Raw genomic sequence first — 18217 nt, 5'->3', positions numbered from 1 at the left:
CTAAAATTCCAATAAAATGAAAAAAATAATCTTTACTTCAATCCTCTTTATTTTCTTTATAACAAGTAATTCCCAACAATTAACAAACGGAACCCTTAGTGGGACTTGTACCGGTAATGGCTTTAGTATACCTAGTTGTATTAAAGGTTGGTCTGCAAGTCATGGAACACCTACTGTCTTAGGAAATTTAGAAAATAATACTTGGGCATTATTAAGTGCATATAAGAATAAAAGTGAAGGAATATTTACAAATTATAACTTCATTGCTGGAAAAACATATTATATTTCTTTAAAAATGAAAACTTATTCAAATATTAAAGAATACGACAGAAAGAATAACAATATTATGGCAAACATAATTGCTACACATAAATTAGTGGCTTCATCTAATGAAAAAAAGCCTATAGCTTCTTCAAATAGTGAGATCATTTGGTCTAAAGCTATTACAAACGGGAAAGAAAATTGGGAAATTATAGAAATTGTTTTTAAACCTACAAAAAACAATACACAACTATGGTTTTTTCCTTCTATTAAAAACAACACTAAATTAAATGAAGAAATAAAAGCTCAAATGGAAATTGATAATATTGAGATTAAAACTAATGAAAATCAAGAAATAACTATTAATACTAATAATGATTTTATTTTTCCAAATCCGATTCATAAAGGACAAACACTTCGCTTTTTAACAAATACAAAAACCATTAATGAGATTGTATTATTTAACTTCACAGGAGAAAAGCAAAATATAAATTTCAACACTGATGATGAAAAAACGATAAGTTTCTTAATTGATGATACTATTAAAAAAGGAATTTACACTCTTAATATTACTAGAAAAGATAATACAACTAGTAGAAAAAAATTAATTATTGAATAACTTAATTATTTCCCAATAAAAGAAAGGGCTTCCAAATTTGGAAGCCCTTTCTTTTATTTTTGTCTAAAATAAATATCAATTGGTACACCTGAAAAATTATAATTTTCACGCAATTTATTTTCAATAAACCTTTTATATGGATCTTTTACATACTGAGGCAAATTAGCAAAAAACACAAATTGAGGTGTTGGAGTTGGTAATTGCATACAATATTTAATTTTAACATATTTCCCTTTTAGTGCAGGAGGAGGAGTCGCTTCAATAATTGGCAACATTAAATCATTAAATTTAGAAGTTGCAATACGTTGTTTTCTATTTTCATATACTTCAACTGCTGCTTCTAATGCTTTCAACAAACGTTGTTTTGTAAGTGCTGAAACAAATAAAATAGGAACATCTGTAAAAGGCTGTAATTCTTCACGAATTTTTCTTTCATAATCACGTGTAGACATAGTATCTTTTTCAATTAAATCCCATTTATTAACTAAGATAACAATTCCTTTTCTGTTTTTTTCAGCTAACCAAAATATACTTTGATCTTGCCCTTCAAATCCTCTTGTGGCATCTATCATTAAAATACAAACATCGCTATGTTCTATAGCTCTTACTGATCGCATTACAGAATAGAACTCTAAATCTTCTTTTACTTTTGCTTTTCTACGAATTCCAGCAGTATCAACTAATTTAAATTCAAACCCAAAACGATTATAAGTAGTATCAATAGCATCACGAGTTGTTCCTGCTATATCAGTTACTACAAAACGATCTTCACCTATTAAAGCATTTATAAATGATGATTTTCCAGCGTTTGGTCTTCCTACAACTGTGAATCTTGGTAATGGATTTTCTTCTTCTACTACTTCTGGCAATTCTGGTAAAACTCTGACTAACTCATCTAACAGCTCACCTGTTCCACTACCATTCATTCCTGCAATAGTAAAATATTCACCTAACCCTAATGAATAAAACTCTACAGCATCTTTCTCACGAGCTCCATTATCAACTTTATTTACTGCTAATATAATTGGTTTTGTTACTTTACGAAGTAACTTTGCTACTTCTGCATCCATTGGAGTTACACCTTCTTCAACATCAACGACAAAGATAATTGCATCTGCTTCATCTATTGCTAATTCAACTTGACGGCGAATTTCTCCTTCAAAAACGTCATCAGAACCTTTAATATAACCACCTGTATCAATTACAGAAAACTCTTTTCCATTCCACTCACTTTTTCCATAATTTCTATCACGAGTAACTCCACTTACAGAATCAACAATAGCATCTCTTCGTTTAATTAAACGATTGAAAAATGTTGATTTACCCACATTTGGTCTTCCTACTATGGCTACAATATTGTTCATATATTTATTTTTGAATGTGCAAAGATAATGATTAGAAATTATAAATTTGATGTTAGAATTATAAGTTTACATTATAACTCTGATAATTATTAGAAGTAGATGGTTATTTTTGATTTTAAAAAGATCGCTTGAAAATATTCTAAGAAATATTAGTTTAGAAAATATTTTTGTAATTTAGTATCATGGATTAATCCTATTAACATATTTATGGATAAGAGCCTTAAACTTCGTTTTCGTTTTTACAATGTAACTAATAAGTCTATCGATATCATTAAAAAAGAGTTTGAGGATTTAAAAACTACTATTGAACCTGACTTTAAGATTAAAATAATAGACAATCATATTTGGCTAAGTATTGGTGTTTTAAAACGAGAAAAACATTCTCCACAACTACATCTTGAACTTGAAGAAATGGAAGACGGAAACACTGCAATAACTGGACTATATGGTCCTGATCCTGTTTTATGGACTTTCTTTATGTTCTTACATTTTATTATTGCAGGTGTTTTTATTATTTTTTCTATAATAGCTTATTCCAAATGGAAATTAAACCAAAAATTTATTCTAGATATAACAATAATGACATCTATGATTATTTTATGGATTTTTCTTTATTTTTTCGCAAGATTAAATAGAAGAAAAGGGATTCCGCAAATGGAAAAGCTAAAAGTTTTAATGGAAAAAGTAATTACTCCTTAAAATTATTTTTGATTGTAGCCAAATCTACGTAATTGGTATGCACTACTTCTCCAGTCTTTATTCACTTTAACATAAGTTTCAAGAAAAATTTGTTTTCCAAAGAATTTCTCTAAATCTTCACGAGCTTGAATTCCTACTTTTTTCAAAGCTCCTCCTTTATGACCAATTATAATTCCTTTTTGAGTTTCTCTTTCTACCATTATTACAGCACGAATTCTAATAATGTTATCATCTTCTTTAAACTCTTCTGTTTCTATCTCAACTGCATAGGGAATCTCTTTATCATAATTCAATAAGATTTTTTCACGAATTGTTTCATTAACAAAAAAACGTTCTGGCTTATCTGTTAAAGTATCTTTTGGATAAAAAGGTGGTGAAACAGGCAACAAAGCTATTATTCTATCAAAAACACCTTGGACATTGAAATTTTCAAGTGCCGAGATAGGGAAAATTTCTGCATTCGGTACTTTTTCAGTCCACAATGCTACTTGTTCTTCTAATTGCTCTTGATTCGATTTATCAATTTTATTCAGTAATAGTAATACTGGAATCTTAGAATGAACTATTTTATTAAAAAAAGCTTCATCTTTAAGTTCCTTCTCTCCTATTTCAACCATATAGATTAACACATCTGCATCTTCAAATGCATTTTTCACAAACCCCATCATTGAACTTTGTAATTCATAAGCAGGTTTTATTATTCCAGGAGTATCAGATAATATCATTTGAAAATCATCTCCGTTCACAATTCCTAAGATTCTATGACGAGTTGTCTGTGCTTTACTTGTAATAATAGACAAACGCTCTCCTACTAATGCATTCATCAATGTAGATTTCCCAACATTTGGATTCCCGATAATATTTACAAATCCTGCTTTATGTTCCATGTGATAAAATTTATTTTACAAAGGTAGTCATATCAACTGAATAGAAGAAATTTTAAATTTTTATAGCCAAATATTTGTTTTTAAATATAATCGTTGTACTTTTGCACTCACAAATCGCGGGATAGAGCAGTAGGCAGCTCGTCGGGCTCATAACCCGAAGGTCACAGGTTCGAGTCCTGTTCCCGCTACTAAGAAACTCCAATTGAAAAATCGGAGTTTTTTTTATTTAAAAATATCTTCAACCCTACTCTTTTTGTGTTTTTAACAAAATTTAACGTATTATTAAAAGAACGAATAAATTTACAATTCATTTTTTTTTTATTATATATTATGTAATATAAATCTTAAATTTTTTAAATTTATGTTATAAAAAATTTCAAAACTAGATACTACATTAAACAGAGTAGAACAAAAAGCAATTCTTGGAGGAAATGGTCCAATTTGTCCAATAGAAGGAAACTATTGTCCTAATGATGCTGAAATTAGACCAATTAATTGTATTCCTTCAATTGCATTGTGTTGTCAAAACAACATTTGGGTTCCTTGCTATAATGTTTAGTTTATTTTTTTACTGCTCAATTAACCAAAAAAATTAAAATAAATATAAAGCTTCATATTTTTATGGAGCTTTTTTTATACAACATATCTATATTACTACTATTATTTATCATTTATTTCAACTAAACAACCATTATATATATTACTAAAAAACAAATACTTAATGTATTATTCAAAAATATTTAACCTCTTATTGTAACTTTTTTATAAAACTTAACGTACAATATATACAAACCATTCTTTAATTTTTTTTCAACACAAAAAATACTTAACCACTAGAAATTAATTTCTAAATCATACCAAAATCTCAATAAAAAAAACAAAATCAAATATAAGTTTGACATGCTTTATATTGTCCAAAATTAACCAATATCAAAATTTCAACTAACACATTTTAATACAATCATTTATTAACCAATTAATTTATTTTATATGCTAACATTTTTAGGCTTTTTATTTGTAATTTTTGCAATTACTTTAACTTTTATGTATCCTTATTTCCGTAAGAAACATGAAGAGTTAAGCAAGAATAATATGAAAATCCCTCCTCATTTAACCTTCTTAACAATATGGGATTTTAAGTTAAGAGCTAGCCTTTTCGGTTTTGGTGTATTCATGTTATTATTAAGCGAATCTGTTATTTTTGCAAAAGAAGGTCACCAATATTATATCTTAAGTCCTACTGGTGCTAGATCGACAATTATGTCTCCAGGTATTAAATTTATTGTCCCTTTTAGTAAAATTCAAGAATGGGAAAAATTTATTGACATAAAGTGCGTTGCTTTAGACAAAAAGGGGAACTATAAACAAGATGTAACAGGAATTGAAGGTGTAATTCCAAATGGAATTAATGTACGCTTTATTGACAAAGTAGATGCTAATGTTTATGCTTCTGTACGATTTGAAATGCCTAGTGATGATGAATCTTTTATTAAACTTGTTGAAACTTATAGACAACCTTCAAATTTAATAAATAACACTCTACTTCCTACTGTTTCAGAACAATTAAAAAATGTAACATTCATGTATTCTGCTGAAGATTATGTTTCAGGTTCTGCAACTGACTATAGAATGACGATTGAAGACGCTTTAAAGAACGGTGGGTTTGTTGTTAAAAAAGTAGAAGTTAGAGACACGATATATAATGAAATCGGTGTTGATTCTATTCTTAAAAAGAAAAGAGGAATAAAGGAAATCAATAAGTTTATCAGAAATGAAAAGATTTTTGTAAATGGTATTCCGAAACGAATCCCACATGAGATTAATGTAAATAAAATTATCACAGCTCAAGTAATCATTGATGATGTTGATTTAAACAAAGCTTTTGAAGATAAATTAAAACAACAACGTGATATTTCTGCTGAAAAAATCATTGAAATTCAGAAAGTTGAAACCGCAAGAGCTGCTCAACAACGTATTGTAGCAGAAGGAGAACGCGACAAAGCTGCTGAACGTGTAAAACAAGAAAAAATGCAAGTAAACACATTGATTGCAATTGAAACGAGAGTAAAAGAAGAAGAATCGAATAGACAATTAGCTGAAATTGCAGTAAAAACCGCAGAATTAGAGGCTAAAGCATTATTGATTAAAGAAAAAGCAGAAGCAGATGCTAATCGACTTAAAGTTAATGCAGGTTTAACACCTCAAGAAAGAGCTCAAATTGAAAAAGAAACACGCATTGGTGTTGCTCATGAATTGTCTAACATGCAAGTTCCTACAAATATGATTATAAATGGGAATAATGGAAACTCAAATTCAACTGAATCTTTATTACAAATAAAATTATTAAATGATATTACTAAAAAGCAGCAGTAATATTCTAGAAAATAATTATCCTTAATTTTAACACAGAAAAGCTTCATTTTATAAATGAAGCTTTTTATTTGTATAGGAAATCGTTTCTATTAAAAACAAAAAGCCCAACTCAAAAATGAGTTGGGACTTTGTAGCAGCTTGTATTTATAAAACATCTTAAACCACTGCTAAAAAACACTTAACTATCACTCCAAAGGTAAGTAGTATTATTATACTATGCAATACGTATAAATACGTATTTTTGGTGTTTTTTTGTACGTATAAATACGTACTTTTTAGCAAAAAGGCGCTTTTTTTCAAATTTCATCAATTGTAATTAACTGATGTCTTAAAGCAAAAATTACAACTCCAATAAAATTTTTTGCAGATGTTTTATCAATAATATGTTTTCTATGTGTTTCAACCGTTCTCACATTTATTCCTAAAACTTTAGAAATTTCTTTACTACTACTTCCCTTTGAAACTAGCTTTATAATTTCAATTTCTCTTGTTGTTAAACAATTTTCATCAATTTCTACTAAATCCGTTTCTTCTCCATTGATTTTTTTATTATCCCAAAGCATAATTTCTCTAATTATACTTCCTAATTCTTGTCCAAAATAATAGCCATTATCTTTAATACTAATAATTGCGGTTTGCAATTGATCTGGATCTGAATTTTTGGTAAAAAAGCCATGAGCACCTAATTCCATTACTTTATGAATACTTTCTTTTGTTGTTAATTGAGAAATAATGAGAACATAGATATTTGGATACTTCTCTCTCAAAACTTTACATGTTTGAAACCCATTCATTTCTGGCATTTGTATATCGAGTAATACTAAATCAATATCAATATCTTTTAAACTATCTAAGAATTCCTTCCCGTTGTTTGCCTGAAAGACAACTTGAATATCTTCAAATGAGTTTAACAAATGTGCTAAACTCTTCCTAAAAAGCTGGTGATCGTCTACAATTGCTACTTTCATTTTATTTCTTTTTTATGGAAATTAAAAATTGATTCCCTGTACTCACACTACTCTGTTTTAAACTAGCCTCAATAACTTTAAGCCTTGAACTTATATTCTTTAATCCTGTTCCTTTTGAAGTAGTATAAAGTGTTTTGAAATCATAAGGCTTACCATCTTCTGTAATTATAAGGTTATAAAAATCATCTATTAAATTTAGTTCAACATTACATTTTGTAATATCTCCATATTTAATCATATTTGTTGTAAACTCTTGTATAACTCTAAAAAGTTCATATGATACTTCATTAGACATTTCAAAAAAACTTACTTCAGAATGTATAAAGAAACAAGCACTTGTTTTTTTATTTATTCTATCAAAATAATCTTGAATTGCAACAATAAATCCTGCTGATTCTAACAACGGAGGCATTAATTTATATGAAACTAATCGTGTGTTTTCTAAAGCGGCTTCTACTCCTATCTTAATTTCTTCAAACAATGCTTTCTTTTCATCATCTTTCTCGCTTTTATACAGAACAGATAGAAAGTTACGAATTGCATTTAAATCACCTGAAACTCCATCATGAATATCTGCTGCAATTCTCTTTCGTTCTAATTTTTCGGATTCTAATGAAGTTTTAAGTAATAACTCAGCCTCTTTTCGTTTCATTTTCATAACATGTGTTTGATAGAAAACCGCTAAAAATAAAACAATTAGAACTAATAATGTAATTAATCCTGTGCCTATAAATATTAATGTATCGATTTGATTTGTGCCTTCCAAACTGCAAAAATTAATGTAACCCTAAGAATGAGGTTAAAAATAACGATTAAAACCCAATAATCAAGCAATTTTATTGAATCATCATTTATAATATAATCAGTCATGAGAAAAACCCAAAAGGTTCCTGTAAAATAAATCAATAGAGCAGAAACATAATAAAATTCAGGTCGAAGATACAAAGGTTTATCATCCCCTTTTTTGAAGACATCTAAAAACCACAAAAAACTGCTAACTAAAACCAGTAAAGTAATCGCAATATTCAAAGGTAAATCGTTCATTTCTCTTGACGAAGGAGACCAATTTATAAGTAAAAAACAAAATAGAGCCAAATAAATTATACCGTAAAAGATATATGTCTTTTTATATTGAAGAAATTTAAAATAAAAATACCAAATTGTGCAAAACTCAAGCAAAGAATATAATCTAAACCAATAGCTTGTATTTATTTTAAAAATATCTGTTCCTAAAAATTCATAAAAACTAGCAAATGCTAATAAAAAAATAAAAGGTAAAAAACACTTTGTTTCAATACTTACTTTTCTATTTAATAAATAAATAACAAAAGGAATAATTCCTAAAACACATACAAAATTTACAAAAACCTCATTATTCATAGATTTATAGCATAAGAAGAGTTACACAAAAAGAGAGTCATATGACTCTCTTTTTTTACCATTATTTTTCAAGAAAAAACGGACTTGTTGGATCACAATACTGCGGACATGGTTTTAGTTTATCCATTACAATGCCATCTGACATATCTTCTCCTTTTTCATCAACCCCAACAAGGACTGGTGCTAACCTTTCAGAAACTGCATCATATCCGTAATAAATACGAACTCCAATGCATCCTTCTTGCTTCAAAATTAAGTTTAAACTCTCTGACCCTACAAAAGAAGCTTTTATTTGTTCTGGAAACTTATATTTAAAAGTTTCTACTAATTTTTTTGCTTCATCTAAAGCAATTTCCGATCCTGAGCTTTGGCTAATCGACATATTTTTAAAAGTTTTGGATTAATCCCGACTAAGATATTCAATTTTCACAAGCTATTAAAAGAATAGTTTATTAATTTTAACATTTTTTTAAGTTTTTTAAAAAGCAAGTAATAATCTTTTAAATCTTAAAAAAAACCGTAAACAATGTGTAAAATTTAAAATGATTTTTTTTTAAAATTAAAGATTTCATTATCACCCACAATACACGAATTGAGATAAAACTAAATGAATAAATTATAAAATACTCAAAATCATAATCTAATAAAAAATTCAATAACATTGAACAGCTAAGATATCCTATTGAACAGAACATCGAATTAATGAAGATTCCAGATGGATTATCATTATATTTTGTATTTGAATGATGAAACATCAATACAAATGCAGAAATACTCACATTTATTAAGAACCAAAATGATGACATTATAAAACTAATACAAAAAATATAATAGAAATGTTTATCATATAAAAGTCGTTCATCTAGCATATCTATTAATTCTCCTTTAAAAAGAAAAAAGGCTATAAGGAAATAATATGTTTGTCCTAGTACAGAAAAAAATATTGTTTTCTTACTAATTTGTAATTCTTTTATTATTGAAATTAAATTCATTTTATAATTTAACACTATTACGTTTCTCCAAAGCTAAACACAATATAAACACAAATCAATACGTATAAATACGTATTTTTGGGTGTTTTTTATACGTATAAATACGTACTTTTCTATTTTTAACGGATTTTTTGTAAAAAAATAGCACTTAAAAACTCAACCATTTTTAGTGTTATTTTGCTTTTCTTTTTTAATTATATTTGATATAACTAATCATTAAAATCTAGTATCATGAATTTTTTAGCAATTTTAGTAGCTGCTTTAAGCACTTTTGCACTAGGTGCAATTTGGTATAATCCAAAAGTATTTGGAACTATTTGGATGAAAGAATCTGGAATAACTGAAGAACAAGCAAAAAAAGGAAATATGATTAAAATTTTTGGTTTTGCCTTTTTATTTGCTTTTCTAATTGCCTTTTTAATGCCTACAATTGTTATACATGAAACAGGTGTTATTCAGGCGGCAGGAGGAAATGAAAATGATCCTTTAGTAATTGAATTTTTAAAAACTCATGCTGGAAAGTTTAGATCTTTTAAACATGGTGTTTTACATGGTACAATTTTAGGTATTTTTATTGCTTTACCTATTTTAGGAACTAATGCTTTGTTTGAACAACGTTCATGGAAATATATTTTTGTTAATGCTGGATATTGGATTGTTAGTCTTGCAATAATGGGTGGTATTATTTGCGCATGGAAATAAAATATTACATTTGTTTATATTTTAACATTTAATTATACTTTAGTCGTCCTATTTTTGTAGGGCGATTTTTATTACATTGGAAAACATATCATTTAATATATATACTGAAGTTTCTACTCTTCCAAGCAACTGGGACATTGTTTCTTCATCAAATCATTTCTTACAAAAACCTTACTTACAGGTTCTTCAGAATGCAGCACCATTAAATATGGAATGCTTTTACATTGGCGTTTTTGAAAATTCTGAATTAATAGGAGTTTCAATTGCTCAGTATTTAAATGTAAATAAACTTGAATCGTTTGGAGAAAGAGATAATTATTTAAAAACGTATATAAGGAATTTTATTTTTAAGAATTTCTGTTCTCATGTTCTCTTTTTAGGAAATAATATGATAACTGGTGAAAATAGTTTTACTTTCAAAAAGCAAGTTGAAACTAAATTAATCAGTAAAATATTAATAGATTGCACTGAGTATCTAATTCATTATTTTAAAAAGAAAAAAACAAAAATTCACATTGTAACATATAAAGATTTTTATAAGGATTTTACTCAAGATTTGAAAAAATTTGATTTTAAATCGATTTATGAATTTAACACTCAACCTAATATGATTTTCAATTTACCCAAAGAATGGGAAAATAAAGAAAATTACATTGGTTCGTTTACCAAAAAATATCGCGATCAGTATAAAAGAGCACATAAAAAAATTGAAAAAATAAATACACAAGAGTTATCTTTAGAAGAAATTATTATACATGAAGAAAGAATATACAGTTTATATTATCATGTGGCTTTAAATGCTCCCTTTAATACTTTTTTCCTTTCTAAAAATCACTTTTCTTATTTTAAAAAACAATGTGGGAATCGTTTTAAACTTTTCGGATATTTTAAAGATGATCTTTTAGTTGGTTTTCATACTGTTTTATTAAATGAAGAAACTCTCGAGACTTATTTTTTAGGCTATGATGAGACATTTCAAAAGGAGCATATGCTATACTTAAATATGTTATACAACATGACAGAATTTGGTATAGAAAATAATTTCAAAAAGATTGTTTTTGGAAGAACAGCACTCGAAATAAAAAGCTCAATAGGCGCTAAACCAGTAGTAATGACTGGTTTTATTTATCATACTAATAAAATTATCAATAAATTAATGCCTAAAATATTTAGCAAGCTAGAACCTGAAATCACTTGGCAACAAAGACATCCATTTAAATAATCTACAAAACAAATTTGAACAAATCTATCTTATTTAATAGCCTAGCTTAAACCATCTATTTCTTCTTGTACTACCTCCCAATCTTCAAGTAGCTGATCTAATTCTTTCTTTTTCTTTTCATAAGCTGTAAAAAATGAAGCATTTTCAATCAATTTGTCATAGTTAGATGCTAATTCTTTATCATCTTTTTGAATACCTTTCTCTAACTCTTGAATTTGGCTTTCAATTTTACTTAATTTATTTTGAAGTGATTTCTGCTTTTTTTGCTCTTCATAAGATAAATTTTTCTTCTCTATTATTGCAGAATCTTTTTTATTTGGTTCAACATCTTTCTTTTCAATAGCTCGCATATCATTAGCATTTCGCTGTTCTAAAAAGAAATTAATATCACCTAAATATTCTTTTATTTTTTGGTCTTTAAATTCATAAGTAACATTCGCCAAACCTTGTAGAAAATCTCTATCATGCGAAACTAAAAGCAAAGTTCCTTCATATTTATTTAAAGCAGCCTTTAAAACGTTCTTAGATTTAATATCTAAGTGATTTGTTGGCTCATCCATTAAAAGCACATTTATAGGCTGTAAAAGCAATTTACATAGCGCTAAACGGTTTCTTTCTCCTCCTGAAAGCACTTTAACCTTTTTCTCCACATCATCTCCTCTAAACAAAAAAGATCCTAACATATCACGAACTTTTGACCTATTTGAATCTAATGCTGCTTCAAGCATTGTATCTAGCAATGTTTTTTCACCGTCTAAATATTCCGCTTGATTTTGCGCAAAATATCCAACTTGAACATTGTGGCCTAATTTTATTGATCCTTGATATTCAAATTCGTTTACTATTGCTTTTATAAATGTTGATTTTCCTTGACCGTTTTGACCTACAAATGCTATTTTACTTCCTCTTTCTACTAAAAGTGAAATATCTTTTAAAATAGTTTTATGACCATAAGCTTTAGTTACATGTTCAGCTTCTATTACAACTCTTCCTGGAACTTGAGAAACTGGAAATGAAATATTCATAACCGAATTATCATCTTCATCAACTTCAATGCGTTCTACTTTATCTAATTTTTTAATTAAAGATTGTGCCATTGAAGCTTTAGATGCTTTAGCTCTGAATTTTTCAATTAACTTTTCTGTTTCTTCAATTTTTTTAGCTTGATTTTTCTGAGTGGCTAATTGTTTTTCTCTAATTTCTTCTCTTAAAACCAAATATTGTGAATACGGCTTATTGAAGTCATATGCTTTACCTAGTGAAATTTCAATTGTTCTATTAGTAACATTATCCAAAAACATTTTATCATGCGAAACAATAACTACAACACCTTGAAAATTTCTTAAAAATCCTTCTAACCAAATGATACTTTCGATATCCAAGTGATTTGTAGGCTCATCTAAAAGTAGAATATCATTAGACTGTAACAACAATTTAGCTAATTCAATACGCATTCTCCATCCACCAGAAAATGTATTAGTTAAATTACCAAAATCTTCTCTTTTAAAACCAAGCCCTAATAATATTTTTTCAGTATTACCTACGTAATTATAACCTCCTAATACTTCATAATGATGCGTTACATCGCTTAATTCTTCTATTAAAGCAGAATAGCTTTCACTTTCATAATCTGTTCTTGTGCCTAATTGATGATTAATTTCATCTATTCTAAGCTCAGCTCTTTTAATATCTTCAAAAGCTTGATAAGCTTCTTCCAAAACTGTTCTTCCTTCTTCAAAATCAATATCTTGACGAAGAAATCCCATTCTTACTTCTTTTTCTGTTGCAATTACACCTGAATCTGGTTTAAAATCACCAGCTAAAATTTTTAGCATAGTTGATTTTCCTGCACCATTTTTACCAACAAGTCCAACTCTGTCTCCTGAACCTAAACGAAATGTTACTTCTTCAAAAAGATAAGTACCACCAAAAGAAACCGATAAATTATGTATATTTAGCATTGTAGTTTTGTTACAATTGTTACTCATTTACTTTATGTAAATAGTATCTTTGTATAAATTTTTTGCAAATGTTAAAAAAAGGATTGAAACTAAATAGTATTTTAACAGGAAGTTGTCCAAAATGTCATGAAGAAAGCATGTATGAAGACAAAAATCCTTATAATTTATCGAATATTTACAAAATGCATGAAAAATGCAGTCATTGTAACACCAAATATAAAATTGAACCTTCCTTTTTTTATGGTGCAATGTATGTGAGTTACGGACTTGGTATTGCTTTTTCTGTTGCTGCTTTTATTATTTCGTATTTATTCTTTGGAACAGGTTTAAAAACTTCATTTATTGTAATCATTATTACTCTAATTGTTTTCATGCCTATTATAATGAGACTATCTAGAAATATTTGGATAAATATTTTTATACATTATGATAAAGATTGGAAAAAGAAATAACCCGATTGCCTCTTTTAACCCCTTTTTTTATAAAAGCGATCTACGTCTATTTCTTTCTCTAATGGCTTATTATTTTCAATGTTATCAAAAAGTTGCTTTGCCAAAAATGGTCCTAGCATAACACCTCTTGTCCCTAAACCATTTAAAACATGAAGGTTTTTGTTTTCAAAATGAGTTCCTACTAATGGCCTTCTATCTTTGACTGTAGGACGAACACCTGCTAAATGCTCAATAATTTCATACTCACAATTAATAACTTCTTCTAATTTTTCAATAAGCTCATCTTTACCTTCTTTGGTTGGAAGATTCGTTTTATCCACCCAATCATAAGTAGCCCCAACCTTATAAAAATCATTCCCTATTGGCAAAATAAAAACACTTGATTTTATAGTTACATCAACTTTCAAATCTTTTGCTTTAATCAACAAAAGTTCTCCCTTCGTACCATCTAATGGCAATTCATTAAAAAATGGATTTGAATGCATACCAAAGCCTTCAGCAAAAATAATATGTTTTGTTTTATACTGATTGTATACTACTTCATTATCTAAAAACTTAATTTTAGAATAATCAAATGATTCCTTGATAAGTATTCTTTTTTCTTCTAAAAAAGCAGCATATCTAGAAACTAATAATTTAATATCTACATATCCTGTATTAAGAACTTCTCCATAACCAAGAGGAGCATTAACATATTGAAACGAATTAGATAATATAGAGGTAGATAAAAATGAAGATAAATTAGGTTTATCAGCAGCTTGAAACCAATTATTCTGTTCTTCAATAGATGCTAACTTTCTATATATTGGAACCTTAAAATTTATTTTAGCTGAAAGGTTTTGTTCAATTTTAGTATAGAACAGCATAGCTAATTCTAACTGTTCTTTGGCTTTCCAAACTTCACTAAATCTCTTTAAGACAACTGGATTGTACAATCCAGCAGCAACTCTAGAAGAAGGCTGAGATTCATTTTCAAATACCACAATTTTTTTCTCATTCTTTAATGCAAATTCTGAGAAACAAACTCCTGCTATTCCTGAACCAACAATAATATAATCTAAGTCTATCATAGTGCAAAAATAAATAAACTCTTATCAAATAAATGATAAGAGTTTATATTAAATTGGAGAAAATTTATATTAATAATTCCACATATCTTGTTCAAAATCGCGTATTTTATCTTTAACACGCTCTGACTCTAACAATTGCATTTGTGCATTTTCTTTCATGTAATCTTTAATCTTACGATCTCCGTAAACATTTTCTTCAAGATAAATAACACTTGTAAATCTTCTTGAATTTAGCAAATGATCAAAAGAAAATGGCATTGCAGAATTCTTATTGTTAAAAGATTTTGCTTCGTGTAAGACATCTCTTGAAGCAGGGAAATATACCCAAAATAATTCAATATAATCTTTTTCTTCAGAATTCATTGTGTACACATCTGGTACAACAGGACAAATTCCTAACATACGATATTTCAATTCACCTTGACGTTTATCAAAATACCAATATCCTACAGTTTTATATGCATCAACATGATACGCTTCAATAAGTGTTTTTGTAATATACTCTTCAGGAATTGCTTCACCTGCGTTATAATACTCTCTACCAACATCAGAAGTATCGATTAAAACTAAAGAAGATTCTATGTCTGAAAGCGTTTTCTTATCTTGAAAATAACTATCACTATAAACTTCAGTAATTCTACCATCTTTTATACCATTAATTAAAACGTTATAAAGAGGTTGTCTCTCTTTAGTTGACATAACATCTCCTTCTACAGGAAAATATAAAGGAAAATTAACTCTTTCATCTAAATCGATATATTCCCATACACGTTTCCCCATAAGGATATCCCTATCCATAACATATCCGTAAGGAAGAGGTTTATCATTATCAGCTATTAATTCAGCTTCTGTTTTTTCTCCTATTTGATCAGGAGTTTTTGCGTTTAAAAGATTAGACTGTGCAAAAGTATAAGTTGAACCTAAACCTAATGCAACTACTAATATAAGTTTTCTCCAATTCATTTTTTATTCTATTTAGTTTATATATAAACTCAAAAAAGTAATAATTATTTTATTTCATACGTACATGGAGCCGTTTTAGGTAATTTATACCCACTTGCGCCAACTAAACTTGTTTCAATATTGTTAATAATAACCATATCTCCACGTTGTGCTTTTGCGATAGCAGCTTTTGCTCTACCGTCCATTCTATTTCCAGAAACTTTAACTGTTGGCTGACCTGGAACTTTAATTGTAAATCCAGTAACATTTAGACCAACTTCAAAATCAAAATCTTCTAATTTTGCTCCTACAGTACATACTTCAAGATTACTTTTAGCACCTGTAGCTGCATATTCACCTCTAACAGTTCCTAAAGGACCTGGAATACCTTTAATACGAAAAGTTTTCTTATCTGAAACTGGAGTTCCATCAGGTAACTTTCCTGTAACATTGATAGTAACTTCTCTTCCTTGACCTGGACTCATATTATATTTTCCAACACCTGAACCTTTTGATAAACCAGGAGCAGAAGCTGAAACTTTATCATCTGAAATTCCTGCAAAAGAAATTGTCATTGGGTTAACAACACCACGATAAACAACATTCATTTTATCTGCAGAAATTGTAGCTGAGTTTGGTTTTGGAACAACTACATAATTTCCAGTAATATCAACAGGTACTGGCTTACCATCTTCCATGAAAGTGAATTTACCTTCAATTTTATGTTCACCAATATTCCCAGAAGGAATACTAAAATTAGCAGCTCCATTTTCCATTGCAGTAGCTAAATCTAATTCAGTTCCATTAACAACAACTGAAGAAGGTACTGTTTTGTTATCATATTTACCTAATACAATTTTACCTTTTACAGCTTCACCTGCAAAAAATGCACTTTTATCTAAGATAACAATACCTTGATAATTCTTCATAGAAGCAGCTTCTTTAAAAGTATTTCCAAGAAACACATTATAAGCTCCTGTTTCAGTTGACTTAACATCATTCTGTAATGCAGTTAATTTTGAAACTGTAGCGATTGCAGGAAAACCTTTAAAATGATAATCTAAATATTTTTTCTTAACACCTTCTCTATCTTTTACATCTTTTGTAGAAAACTTATTCTCAATTTCTTTGATTATTGGTTGATACTTAACATCAGAACCAAAAACTTTTTTCATTGAATTAATATAAGCTTCAAATTTAGCTACAATTTCAGTCCCTTTTGGAGAATAACCATCACCTTTAAACCACTCTTCATCAATTGTACTTTTATCCATTGCCTCAAAAGGAAGATTTCCTGTTTTTGGATCAACTTCAAATTTACTATTTATATCTTTTTTTAAAGTTTCAAGATATGCATAGAAATCATTTGAAATTTTAGAAACTTCATTTGCCATCTTATTTGGACCAGCAAATTTCGAAGCATCTTCACTTGCCTTTTGATCAAGAACAGATAATAATTTCTCATTAGACTGTGTTGCTGATTCATTAGAAGAAGTGAATTTTTCATTCATTAATCCAAATGCTGTTAATACTTCTTTTGACATATTCAATGCCAACATTGCGATGAAAACCAAATACATTAGGTTAATCATCTTCTGTCTAGGGGTTAATTTTCCTCCTGCCATTTTTGTAATTAGTTTTTTTAATTAATAAATTTTGTTAATTTAAATGATAAAACTAATTATCCTCTTGTATTCATAGCAGTTAACATACCTCCATAAACAGCATTTAAAGATGCAATGTTTGATGTCATAGATTGCATTTGTTCTTTTAATTTAGCTGCATTATCAGCAATTTCTTTATTTGCTTCAGCATTTCTAGAAGCGCTTTCTAATTGTACTTTATATAAGCTATTTAATGCTTCCATTTGAGCAGCAGCTTGAGACATTTCTTCAGAATATTTCTTTTGAGAAGCGATAGAATCTACTGTAGGAGAAATGCTTTTTGCAGCTCCTTCAAAGTTTCTAATACTACTTCCTAAGCTTTCCATTAATGCTCCATCAATTTTAGCATCTTTTAACATGCTATCTAATTTTTGAGACAATAATCCTTGAGCTTCAGCAGGATTTTCTGCTTTCTTTTTTCCAGCAGCTTCGCCACCAGCTAATTCAGGATAAACTAAAGACCAATCTAAGTCTTTTTCAGGTGCTTCAAATGCTGATAAACCGAAAATAAACGCTTCCGTTAAAAGTCCGATAATTAACATTTCGTTTGCAAATACCCAGTGTTGTAATTTGAATAAAGCTCCAACAATTACAACTGCTGCACCCATTCCATAAAGGAAGTTCATCATTTTTTTACTTAAAATTGCCATAATAAAATTTT

The 18217-nt window shown here is 28.4% G+C and carries 18 protein-coding genes and 1 tRNA gene; 7 read left to right on the top strand and 12 right to left on the bottom strand.

The window, feature by feature from the left end:
• The first annotated feature begins 16 nt into the window (after window positions 1-16).
• Complete coding sequence (locus LXD69_RS08835) at window positions 17-880, top strand: T9SS type A sorting domain-containing protein (RefSeq protein WP_246914635.1); 864 nt, start codon at window positions 17-19, stop codon at window positions 878-880.
• Between the two features lie 53 nt (window positions 881-933).
• Here LXD69_RS08835 and der read toward each other — a convergent pair whose 3' ends face one another.
• Complete coding sequence (gene der, locus LXD69_RS08830) at window positions 934-2244, bottom strand: ribosome biogenesis GTPase Der (RefSeq protein ID WP_045967611.1); 1311 nt, start codon at window positions 2242-2244, stop codon at window positions 934-936.
• Window positions 2245-2451: 207 nt separating this feature from the next.
• On the opposite strand from der, the gene LXD69_RS08825 reads away from it, so the two are divergent.
• On the top strand, window positions 2452-2943 hold the full coding sequence (locus LXD69_RS08825; protein WP_246918861.1) for a hypothetical protein: 492 nt from the start codon (window positions 2452-2454) through the stop codon (window positions 2941-2943).
• A gap of 2 nt (window positions 2944-2945) precedes the next feature.
• Here the strand turns inward: LXD69_RS08825 and era are convergent, their stop codons facing one another.
• Complete coding sequence (gene era / locus LXD69_RS08820; protein WP_045967609.1) at window positions 2946-3830, bottom strand: GTPase Era; 885 nt, start codon at window positions 3828-3830, stop codon at window positions 2946-2948.
• Between the two features lie 115 nt (window positions 3831-3945).
• On the opposite strand from era, the gene LXD69_RS08815 reads away from it, so the two are divergent.
• Window positions 3946-4018: transfer RNA gene (locus LXD69_RS08815), tRNA-Met, on the top strand.
• Window positions 4019-4820: 802 nt separating this feature from the next.
• Complete coding sequence (locus LXD69_RS08810; RefSeq protein WP_045967607.1) at window positions 4821-6203, top strand: flotillin family protein; 1383 nt, start codon at window positions 4821-4823, stop codon at window positions 6201-6203.
• Window positions 6204-6499: 296 nt separating this feature from the next.
• Here the strand turns inward: LXD69_RS08810 and LXD69_RS08805 are convergent, their stop codons facing one another.
• The 5 genes from LXD69_RS08805 to LXD69_RS08785 all read right to left on the bottom strand — a co-directional run bounded on the left by LXD69_RS08805 (window position 6500) and on the right by LXD69_RS08785 (window position 9543).
• Window positions 6500-7171, bottom strand: a complete 672-nt coding sequence (locus LXD69_RS08805) for a response regulator transcription factor (RefSeq protein WP_045967606.1) — start codon at window positions 7169-7171, stop codon at window positions 6500-6502.
• 1 nt (window position 7172) lies between these two features.
• Window positions 7173-7937, bottom strand: a complete 765-nt coding sequence (locus LXD69_RS08800) for a sensor histidine kinase (protein ID WP_246918859.1) — start codon at window positions 7935-7937, stop codon at window positions 7173-7175.
• Window positions 7907-8215 (bottom strand): hypothetical protein, encoded by a 309-nt coding sequence (locus tag LXD69_RS08795; protein WP_246918857.1) that lies wholly within the window; start codon window positions 8213-8215, stop codon window positions 7907-7909. The genes LXD69_RS08800 and LXD69_RS08795 overlap by 31 nt, the downstream gene beginning before the upstream one ends.
• Before the next feature lie 397 nt (window positions 8216-8612).
• Window positions 8613-8933 carry a hypothetical protein gene (locus tag LXD69_RS08790; RefSeq protein WP_045967603.1) on the bottom strand — a complete coding sequence of 107 codons (321 nt, stop codon included), beginning with the start codon at window positions 8931-8933 and terminating at the stop codon, window positions 8613-8615.
• Window positions 8934-9051: 118 nt separating this feature from the next.
• Entirely contained in the window at window positions 9052-9543 is a 492-nt protein-coding gene (locus LXD69_RS08785; protein ID WP_045967602.1) for a hypothetical protein, read from the bottom strand.
• 231 nt (window positions 9544-9774) lie between these two features.
• Between LXD69_RS08785 and LXD69_RS08780 the strand changes: the two genes are divergently transcribed.
• Both LXD69_RS08780 and LXD69_RS08775 read left to right on the top strand, forming a co-directional pair.
• A complete protein-coding gene (locus LXD69_RS08780; protein WP_246918855.1) occupies window positions 9775-10245 on the top strand; it encodes a DUF1761 domain-containing protein in 471 nt (156 codons plus the stop codon).
• Window positions 10246-10321: 76 nt separating this feature from the next.
• Window positions 10322-11467, top strand: coding sequence for a GNAT family N-acetyltransferase (locus LXD69_RS08775; RefSeq protein ID WP_246918854.1), 1146 nt, complete (start codon window positions 10322-10324; stop codon window positions 11465-11467).
• Window positions 11468-11508: 41 nt separating this feature from the next.
• On the opposite strand, the gene LXD69_RS08770 is transcribed toward LXD69_RS08775, so the two are convergent.
• Window positions 11509-13428, bottom strand: coding sequence for an ABC-F family ATP-binding cassette domain-containing protein (locus LXD69_RS08770; protein WP_246918852.1), 1920 nt, complete (start codon window positions 13426-13428; stop codon window positions 11509-11511).
• Between the two features lie 68 nt (window positions 13429-13496).
• Between LXD69_RS08770 and LXD69_RS08765 the strand changes: the two genes are divergently transcribed.
• A complete protein-coding gene (locus tag LXD69_RS08765) occupies window positions 13497-13880 on the top strand; it encodes a DUF983 domain-containing protein (RefSeq protein WP_045967599.1) in 384 nt (127 codons plus the stop codon).
• Window positions 13881-13894: 14 nt separating this feature from the next.
• Here the strand turns inward: LXD69_RS08765 and LXD69_RS08760 are convergent, their stop codons facing one another.
• The 4 genes from LXD69_RS08760 to porL all read right to left on the bottom strand — a co-directional run bounded on the left by LXD69_RS08760 (window position 13895) and on the right by porL (window position 18206).
• Window positions 13895-14950, bottom strand: a complete 1056-nt coding sequence (locus LXD69_RS08760) for an NAD(P)/FAD-dependent oxidoreductase (RefSeq protein WP_246918850.1) — start codon at window positions 14948-14950, stop codon at window positions 13895-13897.
• A 69-nt stretch (window positions 14951-15019) separates the two neighbouring features.
• Complete coding sequence (porN, locus tag LXD69_RS08755; RefSeq protein WP_045967597.1) at window positions 15020-15913, bottom strand: type IX secretion system ring subunit PorN/GldN; 894 nt, start codon at window positions 15911-15913, stop codon at window positions 15020-15022.
• Between the two features lie 44 nt (window positions 15914-15957).
• The gene (porM, locus tag LXD69_RS08750; protein ID WP_045967596.1) at window positions 15958-17517 is read right to left on the bottom strand and encodes a type IX secretion system motor protein PorM/GldM; all 1560 of its coding nucleotides are present in this window, start codon (window positions 17515-17517) and stop codon (window positions 15958-15960) included.
• A 56-nt stretch (window positions 17518-17573) separates the two neighbouring features.
• On the bottom strand, window positions 17574-18206 hold the full coding sequence (gene porL / locus LXD69_RS08745; RefSeq protein ID WP_045967595.1) for a type IX secretion system motor protein PorL/GldL: 633 nt from the start codon (window positions 18204-18206) through the stop codon (window positions 17574-17576).
• Window positions 18207-18217 lie beyond the last annotated feature (11 nt).

The organism is Flavobacterium sediminilitoris (assembly GCF_023008245.1).
In the GTDB taxonomy this organism is placed as follows: domain Bacteria; phylum Bacteroidota; class Bacteroidia; order Flavobacteriales; family Flavobacteriaceae; genus Flavobacterium; species Flavobacterium sediminilitoris.
Note: the sequence above shows the minus strand (reverse complement) of the source record. Positions and strands in the feature narration are given on the sequence as shown.